At 30.1% G+C, this 20793-nt stretch carries 23 protein-coding genes; 12 read left to right on the top strand and 11 right to left on the bottom strand.

Annotated elements, in window-relative coordinates; all coding sequences use genetic code 11:
* The first annotated feature begins 32 nt into the window (after nt 1–32).
* Both AQ1689_RS11155 and AQ1689_RS11150 read left to right on the top strand, forming a co-directional pair.
* On the top strand, nt 33–1457 hold the full coding sequence (locus AQ1689_RS11155) for an L-serine ammonia-lyase (RefSeq protein ID WP_101956135.1): 1425 nt from the start codon (nt 33–35) through the stop codon (nt 1455–1457).
* Between the two features lie 154 nt (nt 1458–1611).
* A complete protein-coding gene (locus AQ1689_RS11150; RefSeq protein ID WP_101956134.1) occupies nt 1612–2541 on the top strand; it encodes a hypothetical protein in 930 nt (309 codons plus the stop codon).
* A gap of 22 nt (nt 2542–2563) precedes the next feature.
* On the opposite strand, the gene AQ1689_RS11145 is transcribed toward AQ1689_RS11150, so the two are convergent.
* From AQ1689_RS11145 to AQ1689_RS11135, 3 genes are all read right to left on the bottom strand, one after another.
* On the bottom strand, nt 2564–3199 hold the full coding sequence (locus AQ1689_RS11145) for a SanA/YdcF family protein (RefSeq protein WP_101956133.1): 636 nt from the start codon (nt 3197–3199) through the stop codon (nt 2564–2566).
* Complete coding sequence (gene yaaA / locus AQ1689_RS11140; RefSeq protein ID WP_101956132.1) at nt 3200–3958, bottom strand: peroxide stress protein YaaA; 759 nt, start codon at nt 3956–3958, stop codon at nt 3200–3202.
* Nucleotides 3959–4227: 269 nt separating this feature from the next.
* Nucleotides 4228–4986: an MBL fold metallo-hydrolase gene (locus tag AQ1689_RS11135; RefSeq protein WP_232113303.1), complete on the bottom strand. Its 759-nt coding sequence runs from the start codon at nt 4984–4986 to the stop codon at nt 4228–4230.
* A 99-nt stretch (nt 4987–5085) separates the two neighbouring features.
* Between AQ1689_RS11135 and AQ1689_RS11130 the strand changes: the two genes are divergently transcribed.
* The 4 genes from AQ1689_RS11130 to AQ1689_RS11115 all read left to right on the top strand — a co-directional run bounded on the left by AQ1689_RS11130 (nt 5086) and on the right by AQ1689_RS11115 (nt 8163).
* On the top strand, nt 5086–6528 hold the full coding sequence (locus AQ1689_RS11130) for a nicotinate-nucleotide adenylyltransferase (RefSeq protein ID WP_101956131.1): 1443 nt from the start codon (nt 5086–5088) through the stop codon (nt 6526–6528).
* A gap of 61 nt (nt 6529–6589) precedes the next feature.
* Nucleotides 6590–7138, top strand: a complete 549-nt coding sequence (locus AQ1689_RS11125) for an RNA polymerase sigma factor (RefSeq protein WP_101915013.1) — start codon at nt 6590–6592, stop codon at nt 7136–7138.
* A gap of 33 nt (nt 7139–7171) precedes the next feature.
* Nucleotides 7172–7708, top strand: a complete 537-nt coding sequence (locus AQ1689_RS11120; RefSeq protein ID WP_101956130.1) for a hypothetical protein — start codon at nt 7172–7174, stop codon at nt 7706–7708.
* 2 nt (nt 7709–7710) lie between these two features.
* Nucleotides 7711–8163 (top strand): sensor of ECF-type sigma factor, encoded by a 453-nt coding sequence (locus tag AQ1689_RS11115; protein WP_101956129.1) that lies wholly within the window; start codon nt 7711–7713, stop codon nt 8161–8163.
* A 43-nt stretch (nt 8164–8206) separates the two neighbouring features.
* On the opposite strand, the gene AQ1689_RS11110 is transcribed toward AQ1689_RS11115, so the two are convergent.
* The 5 genes from AQ1689_RS11110 to kdsB form a co-directional block, all read right to left on the bottom strand.
* Nucleotides 8207–8401 carry a hypothetical protein gene (locus tag AQ1689_RS11110; protein WP_058884637.1) on the bottom strand — a complete coding sequence of 65 codons (195 nt, stop codon included), beginning with the start codon at nt 8399–8401 and terminating at the stop codon, nt 8207–8209.
* Nucleotides 8402–8546: 145 nt separating this feature from the next.
* Nucleotides 8547–8813 (bottom strand): hypothetical protein, encoded by a 267-nt coding sequence (locus AQ1689_RS11105; RefSeq protein WP_058884636.1) that lies wholly within the window; start codon nt 8811–8813, stop codon nt 8547–8549.
* 21 nt (nt 8814–8834) lie between these two features.
* Nucleotides 8835–9461 carry a CatA-like O-acetyltransferase gene (locus AQ1689_RS11100; protein WP_058884635.1) on the bottom strand — a complete coding sequence of 209 codons (627 nt, stop codon included), beginning with the start codon at nt 9459–9461 and terminating at the stop codon, nt 8835–8837.
* Entirely contained in the window at nt 9462–10148 is a 687-nt protein-coding gene (locus AQ1689_RS11095) for an HAD family hydrolase (protein WP_101956128.1), read from the bottom strand.
* The gene (gene kdsB / locus AQ1689_RS11090) at nt 10141–10875 is read right to left on the bottom strand and encodes a 3-deoxy-manno-octulosonate cytidylyltransferase (RefSeq protein ID WP_101956127.1); all 735 of its coding nucleotides are present in this window, start codon (nt 10873–10875) and stop codon (nt 10141–10143) included. The genes AQ1689_RS11095 and kdsB overlap by 8 nt, the downstream gene beginning before the upstream one ends.
* 492 nt (nt 10876–11367) lie before the next feature.
* On the opposite strand from kdsB, the gene AQ1689_RS11085 reads away from it, so the two are divergent.
* Nucleotides 11368–11715: a hypothetical protein gene (locus AQ1689_RS11085; RefSeq protein WP_101956126.1), complete on the top strand. Its 348-nt coding sequence runs from the start codon at nt 11368–11370 to the stop codon at nt 11713–11715.
* Between the two features lie 85 nt (nt 11716–11800).
* Here the strand turns inward: AQ1689_RS11085 and AQ1689_RS11080 are convergent, their stop codons facing one another.
* From AQ1689_RS11080 to idi, 3 genes are read right to left on the bottom strand one after another with little or no spacing between them, the layout of a single operon-like run.
* The gene (locus AQ1689_RS11080; RefSeq protein WP_232118922.1) at nt 11801–12817 is read right to left on the bottom strand and encodes a type I phosphomannose isomerase catalytic subunit; all 1017 of its coding nucleotides are present in this window, start codon (nt 12815–12817) and stop codon (nt 11801–11803) included.
* Nucleotides 12777–13190 (bottom strand): 6-pyruvoyl trahydropterin synthase family protein, encoded by a 414-nt coding sequence (locus AQ1689_RS11075; RefSeq protein ID WP_101915006.1) that lies wholly within the window; start codon nt 13188–13190, stop codon nt 12777–12779. The genes AQ1689_RS11080 and AQ1689_RS11075 overlap by 41 nt, the downstream gene beginning before the upstream one ends.
* A gap of 13 nt (nt 13191–13203) precedes the next feature.
* Nucleotides 13204–13722, bottom strand: coding sequence for an isopentenyl-diphosphate Delta-isomerase (gene idi / locus AQ1689_RS11070; protein ID WP_101956125.1), 519 nt, complete (start codon nt 13720–13722; stop codon nt 13204–13206).
* Nucleotides 13723–13853: 131 nt separating this feature from the next.
* Between idi and AQ1689_RS11065 the strand changes: the two genes are divergently transcribed.
* From AQ1689_RS11065 to AQ1689_RS11045, 5 genes are all read left to right on the top strand, one after another.
* Nucleotides 13854–15446 (top strand): peptide chain release factor 3, encoded by a 1593-nt coding sequence (locus AQ1689_RS11065; RefSeq protein WP_101956124.1) that lies wholly within the window; start codon nt 13854–13856, stop codon nt 15444–15446.
* 21 nt (nt 15447–15467) lie between these two features.
* A complete protein-coding gene (locus AQ1689_RS11060) occupies nt 15468–17066 on the top strand; it encodes a hypothetical protein (protein ID WP_232122562.1) in 1599 nt (532 codons plus the stop codon).
* Nucleotides 17067–17151: 85 nt separating this feature from the next.
* Nucleotides 17152–18081 (top strand): peptidylprolyl isomerase, encoded by a 930-nt coding sequence (locus AQ1689_RS11055; RefSeq protein ID WP_101956122.1) that lies wholly within the window; start codon nt 17152–17154, stop codon nt 18079–18081.
* 183 nt (nt 18082–18264) lie between these two features.
* Nucleotides 18265–18891 carry an energy transducer TonB gene (locus AQ1689_RS11050; protein WP_180947584.1) on the top strand — a complete coding sequence of 209 codons (627 nt, stop codon included), beginning with the start codon at nt 18265–18267 and terminating at the stop codon, nt 18889–18891.
* 177 nt (nt 18892–19068) lie between these two features.
* Nucleotides 19069–20181, top strand: a complete 1113-nt coding sequence (locus AQ1689_RS11045) for an energy transducer TonB (protein WP_101956120.1) — start codon at nt 19069–19071, stop codon at nt 20179–20181.
* Nucleotides 20182–20793: the final 612 nt, after the last annotated feature.

The raw sequence follows: 20793 nt of genomic DNA, 5'->3' as shown, positions 1-20793 counted from the left end.
CTATTTTAGCGCTCAACAAACAAATTAAATTTATGTCTCAATTTATTAGTGTTTTTGATATGCTTAAAATTGGCGTAGGTCCTTCAAGTTCACACACTTTAGGTCCTTGGAGAGCTGCCCAACAATGGATTGAAAAATTAAAAAAAGAGCGTGTTTTTGATACTATTGATGGTATTAAAATAGACCTATACGGCTCTTTATCGTTAACAGGAACAGGTCATGCAACTGATTTAGCCGTTTTACTAGGTTTAAGTGGTACCGATCCTGAATACATTCCTGTTGATAGTATTGAAACAATTATCAATAAAATAAAAGAAACTAAAAGCTTACATTTTAATGCCGAAAAACAATTGGTTTTTTCTATTGAAAATGTAGTTTTTAATCAAAATTTCTTGCCTTTTCACTCTAATGGATTAATTTTTAGAGGTTTTTGCAAAGGAAAAGAAATATCTACAGAAACCTATTATTCTATCGGGGGTGGTTTTGTTATTCAAGAAGAAATAAAAGTAACTCAAGATACCGAAATAAACGAAGTAAACTTTCCATATCCTATAAACAGAGCCACACAATTAGAAGATTATTGCGAAAAAGAAGGCAAAAATATTTCTGAAATTGTGTATCAGAATGAATTGGTTTTAAAATCGCCTGCTGAAATTGACACAGAGTTAAAACGTGTTTGGGATACCATGCTCGAATGTATGTATATCGGTTGTCATACAGGTGGTATTTTACCCGGCGGATTAAATGTAAAACGTAGAGCTTTTGGTACGCATCAAAAATTAATTAAAGACGCTACTTACAGCAACGAAGAACAATGGATTACCGCTATTAGAAGCACCGAAGTTAAGTTTCGTGAAATATTAAAATGGGTAAGCTGTTTTGCTTTATCAGTAAATGAAGTAAATGCCGCTTTAGGTAGGGTTGTAACCGCTCCTACAAATGGAAGTGCAGGTGTAATTCCTGCTGTTTTAATGTATTATTTAGTGATTGAAAATCATGATGCTGATTTTGAACACATCAAAAAATTCTTATTAGTCGCTGGTGAAATTGGAAGTATTTTCAAGAAAAATGCAACCATATCGGCAGCTATGGGTGGTTGTCAGGCAGAAATTGGCGTTTCATCGGCAATGGCTGCAGGAGCACTTACAGAGCTTTTAGGCGGAACTCCTGGGCAATGCTTAGTTGCCGCAGAAATAGCCATGGAACATCATTTAGGTTTAACCTGCGATCCTATTGGAGGTTTGGTGCAAATACCTTGTATTGAACGCAATGCTATGGGCGCAATTAAAGCAATTAATGCCGCAGAATTAGCCTTAGAAACAAATCCTAAAGAATCGTTAGTTCCTTTGGATAAAGTGATTGATACAATGTGGGAAACCGCAAAAGATATGAACAGAAAATATAAAGAAACCTCTGAAGGTGGTTTAGCAATTACGGTTGGTTTAGCAGCTTGTTAAAAAAATCATCATTATAAAAAAACTATAAAAACCCTCTTAAAAAGAGGGTTTTTGTTTTTTAATAAAGTAATTTACTTTCTTATATCAGAACTTAAAAATTTTATTTATTAAATTTATTCATCTAAAGAACATAACAAATGTTTATTCAAAAAACATGAAAGAAAAAATAACCATTATAATCCTTAGTTTCTTTTTATTTCAATCCTGTAAAACTGATAATGAAAAAATAAGAGATAGTTTTCGTGAAAAATATCTAACAGAGCTTTTCTCTATATATAAGGGCTATTCTATTGGAAAATATTATATTATTTATAATTTAGACCATAATTTTACATTAGGTACTGTAGATATAGAACTCTATGACGAAAGTTTAAATGATTTTAATAAAGATGATACACAAGATATGTGGGCAAAAATAACGGATACCAGTGACGGTGGAAATGAATTTATGGTTTCTTATGGTATTGTTCAAATAAAATCGCCAAAAAATATAGATTATATCGGGTATTTTGGCTTTGGCGATTTCTCTAATTACATCTATAATATTGAAGGATTTAAAAACAAAACACCTATTATCAAAATAAGTACAAGCCATCAAAGTAAAATTAATAAATTCCCTATTTATCATATAAATACGCATCTTGGATTTAAAATTGGTAAAATAATATCGCTGAATTATATTGATTGTGCTATGTCAGCAATGAAAAATAAACGCATCTTTAAAGAAGAGTATGAAACCAATTATGATATAGATCCTGCTTTTAATCAACTAAAATTAGAATTTTACAAAGAAGAAGGTTTTGAATACGCTTTTAGTATCAACGGCTGTAATAACTTTTTATTAAAAATGTATGTTTTAGGGAATGAGAACGAAGCCGTTTTAAAAGAAAAACTTTTAAATACTGCTATTTATAAAACAAGATTCAAAACAATTGCGAAACACATCAAAAATAATAAAATAACAGTTACTGATTATTTTAATAATGAAAAAGAAGTTATTTGTAACGAATGTGTATCTACTAAATATACAGAAAATAAAAAAGGTAAAAACAGGTTAGATATTAGCTATCTAAAAAGAAATTAATCATTTTGTTATAAAAACCAACCTACCTCACTTCTATTGATTTCCCTAAAAACTTAGGCTGAACATTAAATAAAATATCAACAAATACTTTTACTCGGGCTAAATATTCTCTTAATTGAACTTTTAGCCCATATTTGCCAGAAACATCTTTCGCATTAAAACCGATTGCTTTAACGCCAAAATGATTAGCCAAATAAATAGCTCTTTCATTATGAAATTTTTGAGAAATAATAATAACATCGGTTTGCCCGAATATTTCTTTCGCTCTTACAACAGAATCTAAAGTTCGAAAACCTGCAAAATCTAAGAATATTTTATCCGAAGGAATACCCGCTTTTATCAAATCATTTTTAAACGTAGTTGGCTCGTCATATTTTTCGGTGCTGTTATCACCACTTACAATAATAAAAGTAATTTTTCCTGATTTATATAACGATACCGCCGCACGTATTCTATACTTGTAATATAAATTTACACGCCCATTTAACAGATGTTTTGACGTACCCAAAACAAGCCCCACGTTACGCTTCGGAATTTCAGTTACGCTAGAATACAGTTTATTTTTTGTTTGTTTTTCTATTAAAAAATTACACAAATAAATGGCAATCAACGCAAATACTGTTGATAAAATGGCTAATTTCAGGCTTTTTTTAATCATTTATCTAGTAAAATATAATTCCGTTTCAGTTGACATTTCTTGTGAAAAACCATAATTATCGATATTAAAACCTTTTAATTCTTCTATAGTTTTAACATTATTTTCGATAATATAACGCACCATAAAACCCCTTGCTTTTTTGGCATAAGTCATTACTGTTTTATATTCTCCATTTTTAAAATCTTTAAAAACAGGCGTTATCATTGGTACTTTTAAAAGTTTTTTTGGCAAGGCTTTAAAATATTCTAAACTCGCTAAATTTACTAATAATTCATCATCTTCTAACTCATCATTTAACGAATTTACCAAGGTATCATTCCAAAATTTATATAAGTTTTCGGTTTCGCCGACTTTTAATTTTGTTCCCATTTCCAAACGATACGGTTGAATTAAATCTAAAGGTTTTAACAAACCATATAATCCTGATAAAATTCTAAGATTGTTTTGTAAGGTTGGTATTTTTTCTTCGGATAAAGAATTTACATCGATTCCTTTAAAAACTGCTCCTGTAAAAGAATAAATCGCCTGTTTTGCATTGTCTAAATTAAAAGGAGTTTGCCAATCTTGGTTTCGTTGATAATTTAAGTTTGATAAATCATCAGAAATTTTCATTAAATCACTTAAATCTTGTGGAGAAAGTGTTTTTAATTGCTTATTTAATTTTGTTGACTGTTCTAAAAACCTTGGTTGAGAATATAATTTTGTAGAAGCTTTTGTTTCAAAATCTAAGGACTTTGCTGGAGATATAATTATTTTCATTCAAGTAATTTTTTAAGTGTTTTCTAATCTGATTTTGATGTAAAAATAAGATGCTATTTTAAAAGATAAAATTAATTATGATACTTTAAATCAATATGAATATTAGAAAAATAAATATTAGAGCCTGTTTAAATTTCATCTGAAAAAAATATATAACAGAAAAATAAGGAATCGAATCCGTCAAAGGGAATCTATTTCAGTTTCACATCCTGATTTGCCGTAATTCTCCTGTTGATGCGATGCTGAAATAAATTCAGCATGACGAGAATTTAAATTTTCAAACCATCATAGGCTAAAAAAACATTTTCGGGCAATTCTTTTTCAACCTCTTCATGCAAACCTAATAATTCGCTAATATGTGTTAAATAGGCCTTTTTAGGTTTTATTTCGGCAATAAAAGCCAAGGATTCTTCTAAATTAAAATGTGTTGCATGCGGTTCTTTTCGTAATCCTGTAACAATTAACACCTCTAAATTAGTCAGTTTCTTTTTTTCTTCGGATGAAATAGTTTTAATATCTGTTAAATACGCAATATTATTAAAACGATAGCCTAAAATAGGCAATCTTCCGTGCATTACTTCTATTGGTGTAACTTTAACTCCATCAAGAATAAAACTATTTTTATGCGAAATTACAGTGCTAAAAACCGCTGGTGCACTCGGATATCGGTTTTCTGTAGTAAAAATATAATCGTATCTTTTCTTTAAAACACCTAAAACTCGCTGGGTTGCATAAATTGGTACTTCACCCATTTGAAAACAATACGGGCGTATTTCATCTAAACCCGCAATGTGATCGGCGTGTTCGTGGGTAAATAAAATCCCGTTTATTGAGCTTACTTTTTCACGTATCATCTGCTGCCTAAAATCAGGACCACAGTCAATAACATACTTAATTTTATCCCAAGAAATAACAATAGAAGAACGCAAACGCTTATCTCTAAAATCGTTAGACAACGCCACAGGATGCGTACTATTAATCATCGGAACGCCTGTAGATGTTCCTGTACCTAAAAAAGTAATTTTCAATTGCATTTTTTTCATCATTGTTAACACAAAAATAAGACAAAAAGTATATGATAGTTGCTATTTTAAGTACATTTGTAGCGATAACATAAAATTAGAAAAATGGCCATCACACTTAAAGGAGATAAAAAAATAAGTACCGTACCCACCACAAATAGTAAAGCGTTAAAAATTAACTTAAATTCTCATATTTATGGGACATTTGCTGAAATTGGTGCAGGACAAGAAACTGTTCGTAATTTTTTTAGAGCTGGAGGTGCTTCAGGTACTATTGCAAAAGCAATGAGTGCTTATGATAAAGATTTTTCAGATGCTATTTATGGGATTGAAAATGATAATCGTTATGTAACTGAAAAACGATTAAAAAAAATGCTAAAACATGAAATGGATTTAATTGAAGATCGTCTTGATCGTCAAAAACATCCTGATAAATTATTTTTTAGCTACGCAAATACCGTTGCAACGATTAATTTTTCTAAAAAATTTAAAGGACACGGATGGGTTGGTATTCGTTTTCAGTTAGATCCGTTAGAAGATTATAACGAAATTATTTTACACCTGCGTTTTAAAGAAACCGATGCACGTCAGCAACAAGAAACTTTAGGAATTTTAGGGGTTAACTTAGTATATGGAGCGTATTATTTAAATGATAATCCAAAGGAATTATTAAAATCTTTTTACGATAATATTGATAGCGATCGCTTAGAAATTGACATGATTAATTTCTCAGGACCTCGATTTATGTATGTTGATAATCGTTTAATGAGCCTACAATTGGTTAAAAACGGAATGACAAATGCCGTAATGTTCGGTCCTGATGGAAACAACTTATTGCCTGCTCAAGTACTTTACAAAAAGAATATTTTAGCATTACGTGGTAGTTACCGCCCTGTTACCAAGGTAAATATGGATATGTTTGAACGCTCTAAACAATTGTTTTTAGCCGATAAAAAAGTAAACCCCGATAAAACACAAATTATTTTCGAAATTACCCTTAGTAATCTTCGTTCAGAAGGTGAAATTAATGAGCGTGATTTCTTAGACAGAGCCGAATTACTTTGTGCACTTGGGCAAAATGTAATGATTACCAATTATCAAGAGTACTTTAAATTGGTTGATTATTTTGGTGAATTTACCAAAGAACGAATGGCCTTAACAATGGGGGTTCAAAGTCTTGTTCAAATTTTTGATGAAAAATATTATCGCAATCTTAGCGGTGGAATTTTAGAGGCTTCTGGTAAACTTTTTTACAGAGATTTAAAAATATATACCTATCCTTACAAAGACCAAGAAACAGGTGAATTTATCAATACTGAAAACCTAAAAGTACATCCTCGAATGAAAGAATTGTACAAGTTTTTTAAACACAACGGACGCTTTGTAGATATTAAAAACTTAGATGAAGATAGCTTACACATATTTTCTAGAAAAGTTTTAAAAATGATTAAAAACAACGAAGAAGGTTGGGAAAAAATGCTTCCTGAAGGTGTTTCTAAAACCATTAAAGACAAACGTTTGTTTGGCTGTTCTAGAAAACGAGTTTAAAAACTTAGTTAGGTTTTAAACCTTTTACGATCTTTAAAGTCTAACAACTAAATTATTTTAGTTGACCACAGACGAACTTACACTTATAAAAAAGCTGCAAAATCCTACCACAAAGGATGCAGCTTTTAAACAATTACTATCGCTCTACAAAGAGCGATTGTATTGGCATATACGAAAAATTGTAATTTCTCATGCCGATGCTGATGATGTTTTACAGAATACTTTTATTAAAATTTTTAAAAATATAGGTGCTTTTAAAAAAGAAAGTAAACTGTATTCCTGGATGTACAGAATAGCAACGAACGAATCTATTAGCTTTATCAATAAAAGAGCTAAAGAAAAAAATGTTGCTATTTCTGAATATCAGCAACAATTAGTTTCTTCTTTAGATAGCGACCACTGGTTTACCCCAGATCAAATAGCCATCGTATTACAAAAAGCAATAGCCACACTACCTCAAAAGCAACAATTAGTCTTTAACATGAAGTATTTTGATGAAATGAAGTATGCCCAAATTTCCGACATACTAGGAACATCAATAGGGGCTTTAAAAGCATCTTACCACATTGCTGTAAAAAAAATTGAAAAATTTATTAAAAACAGTCATTAAACCTTTTAACAATACGGTAGTCTTAAAGTAGAGATGGATAAAGAATTAAAAAATAAAATAGATTTTATATCTAATAAAGCAGGATCGAAAACAAATTTTTCTGTTCCTGAAAATTACTTTGAAAATATTGAAGCTACTATTTTGTCGTCTATACAAACAGCTCATTTCTCTAAGAAAAATAGTTTTAAAACACCTAAAAACTACTTTAATACTGTTGATGAAAATATTTTATCAACACTAAATATCAAAACATCGAAAGAAATAAAAACAATTTCTTTCTATAAAAAAATACGACAATTAATTCCTATTGCAGTAGCTGCTTCAATATTACTTTTTATAGGCTTAAACCATCTTACTACTGATAAAAAACATTCTTTTGATGATATAACACAAGCAGATATATCCTATTGGTACGAAAATGGATATGGTACTAGTAGCAATGATGAATTAGCAACAATTTTAGATGCTGAGGATTTTGACGAAGATGTATTCGCTTCAATAAACAAAGAAAATTTAGAGGCCTATTTAAATACTATTGACAACGCTTCTTTTTTTAATGAAATTCAATAAAAATGAAAAAAATTATAATCCTACTATTAATAACCTTCTTAACTAGCTTTACTAGTCAAGCGCAATTCCGAAAAGGAGGATCGCATAAAATACATGCTTATAAAATTGCTTATTTAACTGAAAAATTAAATTTAACCCAAAGTGAAGCGCAAAGATTTTGGCCAGTATATAATAAATATGACAAAAAAAGAATTGCCTTACATAGAGAACAACGCTTCATTTTAAAAAAAAGAATACCAGATAGCGGAGGTTTTGAAAAATTATCCGAAAAAGAATCTAAAGATATTTTAGAAAAAATACATGCCATAAAAAAAGAACAATATCAAATTAAAACATTGTTTCAATCTGAAGTTTCTAAAATATTATCTTACAAAAAAATACTCGCTTTACAAATTTCAGAACACAAATTTAACCACAAACTAATAAAAAAGCTAAGAGGTAAAAAAAAACAGTAGAAAAATAAAAAAAGAAGCCATACAGCTTCTTTTTTTATACTAATTATTTAACTAAAGCCAAACTAGGATATAATTTAGGCTTATTTACAGTATATTGTTTTAACCAGATGGTTAATTCATTTATTTCGTAAGGTAATAATCTATTTAATGCTTTTTCTAGCTCTCTACAAAATAAATCAGTATTAAAACTTACCTTTTCTAGTACTGTTTTGGTGTACTCATACATTGCTCTTGCCATGTTTATTATATATTAACGGGGGTTTATATGTTCTATATTACGAACGTAATTTACAACATTTTATTCCTTATAATATGTTAAAATTCAGCAAAAAAAAACTGACACCTGTTAAAGTATCAGTTTTAATCATTTAACTTACAGTTAACTATAAGTTATTTAATTTTTCTATTAAAGCGTTTGCTTTGGTTTCTAATTCAGTACTAATTGCTTTAAAATGTGCTTTTTTATTTTCAACATTTTTAGCATTAATTTTTGCAATTAAAGTATCAAAAGTTTCAAAAACTTCGTCTACAATAGCTTCTGATTTTTCTGCAGTTTCACCTGGGTTTAACGCTGCTGATAATCTACAGATATCAATAATATCTCCTAAAGTATAATCGATATCTTTTTTTAAATTTTTAATGCTTGCCATAATTATTATTTTTTTGCAAAATTAATCGATTTTATCTAATTCGGCCTGAAATTTATCAAAAAATTGTCCTACATGATATCCATCGACCAACGCATGATTCACATTGATTGCTACAGGCATTAATTTTTTATTGTTTACTGTTTTTATTTTTCCAAAAGAAAATTGTGGAACACTATCGTTTTTATTTCCTGAATTTGGTTCTTTATGACTTGTAAAACAAACCCAAGGCAAGGCTGAACAATGTACACAAGCTACTGAATATTTAGGCGGAAATAAATTATCGGAACTAAGTACACGCTTTTTTTCTTGCTGATAATTTGCATTAAAAACCTCAAAATCAGTTGAAAAATCAATAAACGAAAAGCCAAAAGTAGTATCTGCTCGTGCAATAGTTGCTGATACATTAATTACCTTATGAATTGCTATTTTATTGCCTTCTATTCGGTATTTAAAATTATCAATGGCATTAATTGCCTTCATACACGCGTGAAGATAGCGTACAAAAAAGGAGTCTTTCCGCTGTTTTGCTTGCCGATAACAACTAGAAACATCAACATCGGCAACAAGCCCGAATGTTGGGTCGGCTAAAGTTCTAAAATGATTAAAATGCTCTTTTCTATTCCAATTTTCAATATCTAAATATTGCATCTATAAAAAATTTAACACTTCAGTAATATTGCTAACCGTTTGATATTCTGTTGATTTTTGATTTCCTTCTACCTGTTCGTGCGCCCAAGTGGTGTGAAAAGGCACGTGAATTGCAGCAGCACCGATTTCAATTAAAGGCAAAACATCCGATTTCAACGAATTTCCAATCATTAATAATTCCGAAGGCTGAATATCTAAATGCTTTATCAACTTTAAATAATCAGCAGGTTTTTTATCGCTCATTACCTCGGTATGGTGAAAATATTTTAAAATACCTGATTTTTCTAATTTTTGCTCTTGATCTAATAAATCACCTTTGGTGGCAACAATTATTTTACACCTTCCTTGTAATTCTTGCAGTACTTCTTCTACCCCATCTAATAAATCGATTGGCTGGGCTAGCATTTCTTTACCGATTTCAAGAATTTTATCTATAATTTTTTGATCTACTTTATAATTAGATAATTCTAAAGCACATTCTACCATTGATAACACGAAACCTTTTACCCCATACCCGTAAATTTTAAGATTATCAATTTCTTTTTTATATAATTCCTGATGAATTTTATTTTCAGTTTCGTAGCCCGATAATAATTTCGCAAACTCCTTTTCAGCTTCTCTAAAAAAAGTTTCATTTATCCAGAGTGTGTCATCGGCATCAAAGGCAATTACTTTTATTTTATTCATTTTCGAGTTGTTTTATTGCTTTTTCTAAATCTTCAGGGGTATCAATTCCAATACTTTCTACCGATGTTTCAATCATTTTTATTTTTTTACCAACCTCTAAATAACGGATACATTCTATTTTTTCGGCAGCTTCAATTGGCGTCATTGGCGTATTATAAAAATCTAGTAAGGCTTGTTTTCTAAAAGCATATACACCTTTATGTTTATAATATGTAACGTTTAATTCTTTATCTCTATGAAAAGGAATTACACTTCTCGAAAAGTAGATAGCAAAATTATTAACATCGGTAATTACCTTTACATTATTAGGATTTTCAATATCTTCTAAAGATGTCATTGCTACTTTTAATGATGCTAAATCTATAGTATTATTTTTATCATCTTCAAAAGATTTTATTAATTTTGATAAAGAAACAGTATCGATAAAAGGCTCATCTCCTTGAACATTTACCACAATATCTGCCTCTAAACTTTCAACAGCTTCGGCAATTCTATCCGAACCACATTCGTGTTCTTTGATGCTCATTATAGCCTTTCCTCCTTCTTTTTCGATGGTTTTGAAGATGATTTCCGAATCGGTTACCACATAAACTTCATCAAATAAATTGGCAGTAACAGCAGCTTGATAGGTTCTTACAATCACAGGTTTTCCTCCTAAATTTTTCATTAATTTCCCAGGAAAACGAGAGGCGCTATAACGCGCGGGAATCATTGCAATTATTTTCATAAATTATAGTTATTTACACAAATCAAAGATACATATTTAAATAAAGTATTAAAATGAACAAAAGCAGGCTTATTAAAACTTTAACAGTATTATTTTTAAGCTTTTAGCTGTTTTCTGATTTTTTTTATTAAATTTGACCTTAGTCAATTTGTAATGAAAGTACTTTTATACACATATCGCATTATTTTAAACACTATCGTCATGATAAAGTGTATGTTGCCTATGCGCAAAAAATATGCCTATATAAAAAGTACGCCTAGTAATCGCTTTAAACAACGGTTTTAAAACCAATTTAATACAAACTACAAAAGGTGCTTTTTTATAAAAAGCACCTTTTTTTTATACTTTTTTCACAAATCTTTTAAAATTCAACAAACTATGAACACCGTAAAAATGTCAAAACAAATTAATATGCGCTTAAAAACAATAATGTGCTTGGTTCAAAATCCGTTTTACGAAAAATCTAAATTTCCACCAATAAACCCATAAATAATGAATACCCAAATCACTTCTAAAAATAGTACGTTACAATTTACCGTTAGTAAAAAACAGGTTCACAAAAATAAAACGCTAAAAACAGGTGTTTTATATCGAAAAATTGAAACTAGCGTAACTTCTTCCCTTGTATTTCACAAAAACTTCCCTAATTTAAGTTTTAAAAGCATTGATTTTGATATTATCAAAAACGCCTATTTAAATGATAATCTTATCATTAAAAATAATATTAAAAAATTGAGTGACACCGAAATTATTTTACAGATAACGGTTTCAAAAGAAGAAAAAAAGCAAGAAATAATCTGTAAAGCACTCTTTGGATATCACTTACAAAAAGCATCTTAATTTTGATGCTTAAAGGTAAAAAAGAAGCTCAAAATGAGAGATTTACTTGTTTTGGGCTTATTTTACGCTTCTTTTGAAGTGTTTTTTATTTAATATAAACTTCTAAAAGTTTGGCATTTTCGGTGATAACAGTTACATTTTTAATACAAGCTGGCACTAAAATAGTTTCACCTAAACGAAGTTTTTCCTGCTGTTTTTTATACTCAAAAACTACGGTTCCTTCAACACACATATAAATTACAAAGCTATCTTTATCATCGTTATTTAAAATCAAGTTTTTAGTTAAATGTAAATAATTTGTAGTAAAATATTTACAATCAACAATTGTTGATGGATTATTTTTACGCTTTAAATATTCTGCTTTATAGTTTGATTTTGCCGAATAATCAATGGCATCTAATGCCAAATTTAGGTGTAAATCTCTTAATTTTCCGTTCGAATCTTTTCTTCCCCAATCGGAAATTCGATAGGTAACATCCGACGTTTCTTGTATTTCTGCCAATAAAACACCTTTTCCAATGGCGTGTACACGTCCTGATGGCACTAAAAAAGTATCGCCTTTTTTAACATAATCGATATTAAGCAACGCTAATTCATCGTTATTTTCAACCGTTTTTAAGAATGTTTTTTTGTCTGTTTCCTCTGAAAAACCAATAATTATTTTTGCTTTTTTATCAGCATCTACAATATACCACATTTCGGTTTTCCCGAGCGAGTTATGTCTTTTTTGTGCCAAAACATCATTCGGATGTACTTGTAAACTCAAGGTTTTTTTAGCATCAATAAATTTAATAAGTAACGGGAATTTATCGCCAAAAATTAAATATACTTTTTCGCCAACAATTTGCTCTTTAAACTCTTGAATAAGTGATTTTAAACTGCGTCCTTTTAAAGCAGCATTGCTAACAATTGAAATATCTTGCTGTACATCTGAAATTTCCCAACTCTCACCAACATCTTTTTTGGTTGCTTTTTTATGGAGTACTGTTTTTAACTTCTGCCCTCCCCAAATTTTAGATTTTAAAATAGGTTCAAACCGTAATAATTGCTGTATCATACCATTAAGATCCGTTATAAGTAACGTAATTTCTTTGAGTTTCATAAAGCGTAATTTCTAACGCTAAATTTACAGGAATATGCCCACGTAATTTATTAAATATTACTACTGATATATTTTCAGCCGTAGGATTCAAATTTTCAAAATCGGCAACATCAAGGTTTAAATTTTTATGATCAAAAACATCTTCTACCTGAGTTTTAATCAATCCTTTTAAAATTCCTAAATCATAGACATACCCAGTTTCTGCATTTATTTCACCTGTTAAAGAAACAATTAAATCGTAATTATGCCCATGATAATTTGGGTTATTACACTTCCCGAAAATTTGCTGATTTTTTTCATCAGACCAATCAGGGTTAAACAACCTGTGAGCAGCATTAAAATGCGCTTTTCTATGTACAGTTACTTTAGGCATTTTTATAATTTATTTAAGCATTTTTTAAAATATCGTACGATTCTTTAAATATAATTTTAAACCAAGCCGTATAAATTTCAGGGTTTTCTTCCATATCTTTTTTAACAGCTTCTAAAGTCATCCATTTATGGCTTTCAACCTCTTCTTTATTGATGTTTGGCTGGTCATTAAAAGTTCCAACCATTACATGATCTAATTCATGTTCTGTTAATCCGTTATCAAAAGGTGCTTTATAAATAAATGAAAATACTTCTTTTAAATCGCAAATAAAACCCATTTCTTCTTGAAGCCTACGTTTTCCTGCACCTAAATTGGTTTCGCCATCTCTTTGATGTGAGCAACAGGTATTGGTCCATAATAAAGGAGAATGATATTTATCGGCGGCGCGTTGTTGCAGCATTAATTCTTTTTTATCATTAAAAACAAAAACAGAAAATGCCCTGTGTAATAACGCTTTTTCATGCGCTTCTATTTTTTCCATTAACCCAATCGGATTATCGTGGGCATCTACTAATATTACCTGTTCTTTCATGTATCATTTTTACTAAAAGCAAACATACAAAATTGCAATCAATTCAACAATTAAACCTTTAGACAGTTAAGCAGTAAAGCCTTGAAAAATTAAGCATTAAACCGTACCTTTGCAGCCTTAAAATTTGATAGATGGGCTTTTTAGAAGAAATACAAAAACGACGTACATTCGGAATTATATCACACCCCGATGCAGGTAAAACTACTTTAACTGAAAAGTTATTATTATTTGGTGGCGCAATTCAGGAAGCTGGTGCGGTAAAAAACAACAAAATAAAAAAGGGAGCAACTTCCGATTTTATGGAAATTGAACGTCAAAGAGGTATTTCGGTAGCCACATCTGTATTGGCTTTTATTTATAAAGATAAAAAAATAAATATATTAGATACCCCTGGGCATAAGGATTTTGCTGAAGATACTTTTAGAACTTTAACCGCTGTTGATAGTGTTATCGTTGTAATTGATGTTGCAAAAGGTGTCGAGCCTCAAACTGAAAAATTAGTAGCAGTTTGTAGAATGCGTAAAATTCCGATGCTAGTTTTTATCAATAAATTAGATAGAGAAGGTAAAGATGCCTTCGATTTATTAGATGAAGTGGAGCAAAAGTTAGGTTTACGTGTTACTCCGATGAGTTTCCCAATTGGAATGGGGTACGATTTTAAAGGAATTTATAATATTTGGGAAAAGAAATTAAATCTTTTTTCTGCGGATAATAAAACAAAAATTTCAGAAGGTGTTCAGTTTGATGATTTATCAAACCCTCAACTAGATGATATTATTGGAGAAACTGCTGCCGAAACTTTAAGAGAAGAAGCAGAATTAGTTACAGAAGTATATCCTGAATTTAATCAAGAAGAATATTTAGCAGGTGATTTACAGCCTGTTTTCTTTGGTTCGGCTTTAAATAATTTTGGTGTAAAAGAATTATTAGATGCTTTTATTGAAATTGCTCCTGAACCACAACCTAAAAAAGCAGAAGAACGTTTAGTTGATTCTAAAGAAGAAAAATTAACAGGTTTTGTATTTAAGATTCATGCAAATATGGATCCTAAACACCGAGATAGACTTGCTTTTATCAAAATTGTATCTGGAACTTTCAAAAGAAACTCTCCTTATTTACATGTTCGTAATGGTAAGAAAATGAAATTTTCAAGCCCGAATGCCTTTTTCGCTGAAAAGAAACAAATTGTTGATGAATCTTTTCCTGGTGATATTGTTGGTGTTCATGATACAGGAAACTTTAAAATTGGTGATACTTTAACCGAAGGAGAACAGTTAAACTTTAAAGGAATTCCAAGTTTTTCTCCAGAGCATTTCCGTTATGTAAACAATGCCGACCCAATGAAATCTAAACAATTATATAAAGGTTTAGATCAATTAATGGATGAAGGGGTTGCACAATTATTTACTATGGATATGAATGGGCGTAAAATTGTAGGAACTGTTGGTGCGTTACAATACGAAGTTATTCAATACAGATTAGAACATGAATACGGTGCAAAATGTACCTATGAAAACATATCTGTACACAAAGCTTGTTGGGTAGAAGCTGAGGACGAAAAAAGTGAAGAATTCAAAGAATTTAAACGTGTAAAACAACGTTATTTAGCCAAAGATAAAGAAGGTAAATTAGTGTTTTTAGCTGATTCTTCTTTTACCATGCAAATGACACAAAGTAAATATCCTACTGTAAAACTTCACTTTACGAGTGAATTTGAAAAATAATCGATTTTAATTATTTTAAAGATGCAACATAAAAGCAATCATATTATTAGTACTAAAACACTTCAAAACGTTTGTAATAACGTCTTTTTAGCTTTTATGTTGTTTCTTTTTACTCAGAACTCTTTTGGGCAAGATTTAAAAACCCTAAAAGGAACAGCATTACAGAATAAAGTTCGTTTGAATTTTATTCCTATAAAAATGCCTACGGATAAATTCCCGAATTTAAAACCGACCATGGGCTTGGCTGGTTTACATTATCAAATACCGATTAACAATTGGTTGTATGGTGGTGCAGGATTTCATTTTGCTGTTACTGGTGACCAAGGTGGATTATTTACTTTAGGTGCAGAATTAGGCGTAAATAAACAACTTTATAAAAATTTATATGTAGATGCAAACCTTCATTTTGGTGGCGGTGGCGGATACCGAAATTTGGTAAATGATGGCGGATTTATAAATCCTAATATTGGTTTACAATATAAAAAAGATAATTATTCTTTTGGAGTACAATACAGTCATTTGAATTTTTTATCAGGAGAAATAAAAAGTAACTCAGTTTCTTTATTTGTTGAAATACCAAGTATTTTACGTTTTACGGATTATAATAAAGCACATCAAAATTTTACAGCAAAAAATATTTCTTCGGATAATTTCTGGAGTAAACCTGTTGTAAAAAATGCACAGCAAATTCGTTTTGATTTTTTCAAACCTTTTGGAAATTCTAAAAAAGACAACGGAACTGCTTTAAATGAAACATTATATGTATTAGGTTTTGAATATCAAAAATACCTAAGCGAAAACACTTTTTTATTCGCTCATACCGATGCTATATATAAAGGACTACGTGCTGGTTTTATGGATTTATTTTTTGGTGCAGGATATCATCCTTATCAATCAAAATACATCAATATTTTTACAAAACTAGCAGTCGGTGCTGCTGGCGGACGTGTTGCTCCTGAAGGAGGTTTAATGGTGTATCCATCCGCAGGAATCGATTTAAAAATAACTGACAAATTTGCTTTAAGTGGTCACGGAGGTTATTATCTTGCTATTGCTGGCGATTTAGAAGCATATACCGTTGGTTTCGGATTGAAATATTACGGATTAAATGGAGGAACAACATCCGAAGAAAAAAAATACACCAATTTTTATACACAAGGATTACGAGTTGAAATTCAAAATCAAACATATTTTGATGTCGCTAAAACTGATGATAAATTTGATGCCAAAGAAATTGATTTACAACTTATCGGTTTAAAAGTAAATTACGATATTAATAAATGGCTATACATTGCTGGAGAAGCTAGTTTTGCTTACGATGGTCGCTCAGGCGGTTATGCTCACGGATTAGTTGGTGGAGGAATATACACACCTCGATTTTTAAATAATAAAGTCCGTGGTTTTGCTGAATTGATGACTGGTGCTGGTGGTGGCGCAGGAATAGATACTGATGAAGGTATTATTGTACGTCCAACACTTGGTTTTAGTTATGATATTCACGAAAGTATTTCAATTCTTGCATCGGGTGGAAAATATTATTCACCTTTCGGAAATGTAAATTCAACAAATATTAACATAGGTTTAAGCTTAAACCTTTCAACTTTATCAGTAAAGAACTAATTTTGCTTTTTCTTCGGATGATATATTTAAATGTTTTATCCGAAGAAAAAAATTTTTCAATATTAATTAAGATAATCTAACAAAAATGAATAACGGAATTTACGCAAAGTTCACAACACCAAAAGGTGCTATTTTAGTGAATTTAGAATACGAAAAAACTCCTGGAACTGTAGGTAACTTTGTTGCTTTAGCAGAAGGAAATTTAGATAACAACGCAAAACCACAAGGAACTCCATATTATAATGGATTAAAGTTTCACCGTGTGATTTCTGATTTCATGATTCAAGGAGGTTGTCCTCAAGGAACAGGAACTGGTAGCCCTGGTTATAAATTTGAAGATGAATTTCATCCAGATTTAAAACATGATGCTCCTGGAAAATTATCTATGGCAAATGCAGGACCTGGAACTAATGGTTCTCAATTTTTTATTACGCATACTCCTACGCCTCATTTAGATGGTAATCATACTGTTTTTGGAAATGTTGTTGAAGGACAAGATGTTGTAGATGCTATCGCTCAAAATGACACCATGGATATTGAAATTATTCGTGTAGGTGAAACTGCTGAAAAATTCAATGCTGTTGAAGCTTTTAGAACTTTTGAAGGTTCTCGTGAAAAACGTGAAGCAGCTGAAAAAGCAGAACAAGCTGAATTATTAGATACTGTTGCTAAAGGATATGACGAAACTCCATCAGGATTACGTTATAAAATTTTACAAAATGGTGATGGTAAACAAGCTACAAAAGGTGCTAATGTTTCTGTACATTATAAAGGTCAATTATTAGACGGTACTGTATTTGATTCATCTTACAAGCGTAAGCAACCAATTGATTTTGCTGTTGGTGTAGGTCAAGTAATTGCTGGTTGGGATGAAGGAATTTTATTATTAAAAGTTGGTGACAAAGCACGATTTGTAATTCCATCTAACTTAGCATACGGAAAAGCTGGTGCAGGAGGAGTTATTCCACCAAATGCAACCTTAATTTTTGATGTTGAATTAATGGCTGTAAAATAATTTTTTACAACAATAATTAATAAAAAAGGTACACTATTTTTAAATAGTGTACCTTTTTTTGTTAACATTAAATTAACGTTCTTAACATTAAATACGTAATTAATTAAAACAAATTATTTACTTACTTAAAACATAAGCAAGAATACTTTAGCATCTTTACAGTGCAACAAAATGCTCTCTAAAATGAAAAATCTCCCCCTACTGCTATTGATTATGCTATTAAATTTATTTAATGTGCAAAGCCAAGTAAAAGTTTGTGAATCCCCTAAAGATGACGCTATTGATTTAAATATAATTTCGATTAAAAAATGCGATATTAAAGAGGGTAAAAATAATGCTAGACAAATATCAAAAACAAACATCGCAAGAAAAAGAGTTAATAATCGATCTAGAAAAAAAGAAAACAATTTAAATTCTAGTGGTAATAAAGCATTAAACCTACCCAACCTATCAAAAGAAGTTTTATTTACCTTAGTTGAAGAAATACCAATGTTTGACGATTGTAAACACAGTGATAAAGAAAACAATATTAAATGTTTTAAAGAAAAAATTAATAAGCATATTCTTAAAAACTTCTATGCAGAAGATTATATTACTGAAAATACTAAAACTAAAGTATATATTCAATTTAGCATTGACCTTAACGGAAAAATAATTAATTCAAAAATAAGAAGTCGTGAAAACAATAAACGACTGCATAAAGAATTAGATCGAATCATAAATAAATTACCTCGTTTTAATCCAGGAAAAGAAAAAGGTTTACCTGTTGTTGTTACATACGCATTCCCTCTTAACCTAGCATCAGATTAATATTCATTATTTAGATTCATTATTGATTTAATCGTAATAAAAGGTCTTTTAAATAAAGAAATACCTAATAAAATACATATTAAAATGTTAAAAAATAGAAATATATACATATTTCTATTTTTTTTTCTGTATGTTTACAATGTTAATGAATTGTTAATAAAATAAACAGAGGGTCATATGATGAAATTTACACTACTACTAATTACTATGCTTGCATCTGTAATAAGCGTTGCACAGCAAGAAAAATGTACTTCTCCTGATGAATCTATTGCTGATCCAAATAGTATTACTAAGTGTGCTATTGAAAAAACAAAGGACGGAATAAAGAAACAATTATCTATTCAGGTATCTACAAGAAGGCGTGTAATTCGTAAAAAAAACGAAACTGTAACTGCTATTGGCGGCACTAATACTACCCAAAAAATTAGCAATATCAAAAAAAACACCTTATTAGTAGGTAAACTTGAATTAGAAGATAACTCTAAAACGATTGAAAGAATTCCTTTTAATTTGGTTGAAGAAATTCCTTTATTTTCAAAATGTAACAATGTGCCTTTAATAAAACAAGCTAAGTGTTTTGAAACACAAATGGCAAAACATATAACCAAAAACTTTGTGTATCCACAAGCGGCATTTAATGCAGGTATTCAAGGTCGAGTATTGGTTCAATTTACCATAGACGAACAAGGTAATGTTGGCGCACTTCAAATAAGAGGACCTAAAAATGGTGATGCACTAAAAAAAGAAGCTTCTAGAATTATAAACAAACTTCCTAAATTTATCCCTGGAAAACATAATGGAAAAGCAGTAAAAGTTAAATACGGTATTCCTTTCACCTTTAAACACCCTAATGCTAAAAATTTAATAGCAACAAGAAACATCAAAAAACAATCAGCAAAATCAATTAATAAAGCAGAAAAAATAATTACTGATTTCATTAAATTTAACGAAGTACAGAAAATCCCACAATTTAAAACCTGTTTGAAAGTAGCTGATACAGAAAAAAACAATTGTTTTAATGAAAGAATGATTAGTCATATTCAACGAAATTTTAATTACCCAGAAGCTGCAGCCGATCAAAACATTGAAGGTAAAGTTTGGGTACGTTTTATTATAAACAAACAAGGTAAGGTTAGTAATATAAAAATGAAAGGACCTAAAAATGGTCAATTACTAGAGCAAGAAGCAAAAAAAATGGTTTCAAATCTAGCTACTTTTATTCCAGGTACACAAGACGGAAACCCTGCTAATATTGAATATTACATACCTATTAATTTCACTTTACATTAATCAATTAAAGCACTTATAAAACCCCGAGCAATTGTTCGGGTTTTTTTTGCACCAAACTTAAACCTGTCTAGACATATTTTTTTTCTATACATTTCACCATACTATTTTTTTGAAGCAATTTCCCGCTTTCCACACTCGCTTTTTTTTGAAGAAAAGTCAAAAAAAGAGCTCAAACAAAGCTTCAATCGGGGCTAGGCATTTGTGCTAATTTTCATAAATCGATACATCAACTATAATTCCACCAATCTCTACCGTCAATTCGAGTGATTTTTTTTAAAAAAACAAACATCATACTGAATTTAGTTCAGCATCCCATCAAAAAGAGAACTAGCCTAAAAAAAACTCAAAATCGCACAAAATTACAACTGTCAGTTCGAGTGATTTTTTCCTTTAAAAAAATGTATCGAGAACTTTTTTAGTATCAAAAGAAAACAATTCAAATTCTCGATACTATTTTAATTCCTTTTAGTCATTAAAATCACTCGAATTGAAAAGAGTTATCAAAATAACTGTCAAGGATCAAGCATAATTATTGATGATAAATTAAAAAAAGTAAGGCACAAAAAAAACCTCAATCTATAAAGATTGAGGTTTCAAAGAAAGGCAACGACC

Source organism: Tenacibaculum finnmarkense (assembly GCF_900239185.1).
Taxonomy (GTDB): Bacteria; Bacteroidota; Bacteroidia; order Flavobacteriales; family Flavobacteriaceae; genus Polaribacter; species Polaribacter finnmarkensis.
The sequence above is the reverse complement of the archived record's forward strand: the minus strand, read 5'-3'. Positions and strand labels throughout refer to the sequence as shown.

What these genes read in the sequence shown, in the direction of transcription:
- AQ1689_RS11155 (WP_101956135.1), top strand. Translation starts at nt 33, where the DNA reads ATGTCTCAATTTATTAGTGTTTTTGATATGCTTAAAATTGGCGTAGGT.
- AQ1689_RS11150 (WP_101956134.1), top strand. Translation starts at nt 1,612, where the DNA reads ATGAAAGAAAAAATAACCATTATAATCCTTAGTTTCTTTTTATTTCAA.
- AQ1689_RS11145 (WP_101956133.1), bottom strand. Translation starts at nt 3,199, where the DNA reads ATGATTAAAAAAAGCCTGAAATTAGCCATTTTATCAACAGTATTTGCG.
- yaaA (WP_101956132.1), bottom strand. Translation starts at nt 3,958, where the DNA reads ATGAAAATAATTATATCTCCAGCAAAGTCCTTAGATTTTGAAACAAAA.
- AQ1689_RS11130 (WP_101956131.1), top strand. Translation starts at nt 5,086, where the DNA reads ATGGCCATCACACTTAAAGGAGATAAAAAAATAAGTACCGTACCCACC.
- AQ1689_RS11120 (WP_101956130.1), top strand. Translation starts at nt 7,172, where the DNA reads ATGGATAAAGAATTAAAAAATAAAATAGATTTTATATCTAATAAAGCA.
- AQ1689_RS11115 (WP_101956129.1), top strand. Translation starts at nt 7,711, where the DNA reads ATGAAAAAAATTATAATCCTACTATTAATAACCTTCTTAACTAGCTTT.
- AQ1689_RS11110 (WP_058884637.1), bottom strand. Translation starts at nt 8,401, where the DNA reads ATGGCAAGAGCAATGTATGAGTACACCAAAACAGTACTAGAAAAGGTA.
- AQ1689_RS11105 (WP_058884636.1), bottom strand. Translation starts at nt 8,813, where the DNA reads ATGGCAAGCATTAAAAATTTAAAAAAAGATATCGATTATACTTTAGGA.
- AQ1689_RS11100 (WP_058884635.1), bottom strand. Translation starts at nt 9,461, where the DNA reads ATGCAATATTTAGATATTGAAAATTGGAATAGAAAAGAGCATTTTAAT.
- AQ1689_RS11095 (WP_101956128.1), bottom strand. Translation starts at nt 10,148, where the DNA reads ATGAATAAAATAAAAGTAATTGCCTTTGATGCCGATGACACACTCTGG.
- kdsB (WP_101956127.1), bottom strand. Translation starts at nt 10,875, where the DNA reads ATGAAAATAATTGCAATGATTCCCGCGCGTTATAGCGCCTCTCGTTTT.
- AQ1689_RS11085 (WP_101956126.1), top strand. Translation starts at nt 11,368, where the DNA reads ATGAATACCCAAATCACTTCTAAAAATAGTACGTTACAATTTACCGTT.
- AQ1689_RS11080 (WP_232118922.1), bottom strand. Translation starts at nt 12,817, where the DNA reads ATGAAACTCAAAGAAATTACGTTACTTATAACGGATCTTAATGGTATG.
- AQ1689_RS11075 (WP_101915006.1), bottom strand. Translation starts at nt 13,190, where the DNA reads ATGCCTAAAGTAACTGTACATAGAAAAGCGCATTTTAATGCTGCTCAC.
- idi (WP_101956125.1), bottom strand. Translation starts at nt 13,722, where the DNA reads ATGAAAGAACAGGTAATATTAGTAGATGCCCACGATAATCCGATTGGG.
- AQ1689_RS11065 (WP_101956124.1), top strand. Translation starts at nt 13,854, where the DNA reads ATGGGCTTTTTAGAAGAAATACAAAAACGACGTACATTCGGAATTATA.
- AQ1689_RS11060 (WP_232122562.1), top strand. Translation starts at nt 15,468, where the DNA reads ATGCAACATAAAAGCAATCATATTATTAGTACTAAAACACTTCAAAAC.
- AQ1689_RS11055 (WP_101956122.1), top strand. Translation starts at nt 17,152, where the DNA reads ATGAATAACGGAATTTACGCAAAGTTCACAACACCAAAAGGTGCTATT.
- AQ1689_RS11050 (WP_180947584.1), top strand. Translation starts at nt 18,265, where the DNA reads ATGAAAAATCTCCCCCTACTGCTATTGATTATGCTATTAAATTTATTT.
- AQ1689_RS11045 (WP_101956120.1), top strand. Translation starts at nt 19,069, where the DNA reads ATGATGAAATTTACACTACTACTAATTACTATGCTTGCATCTGTAATA.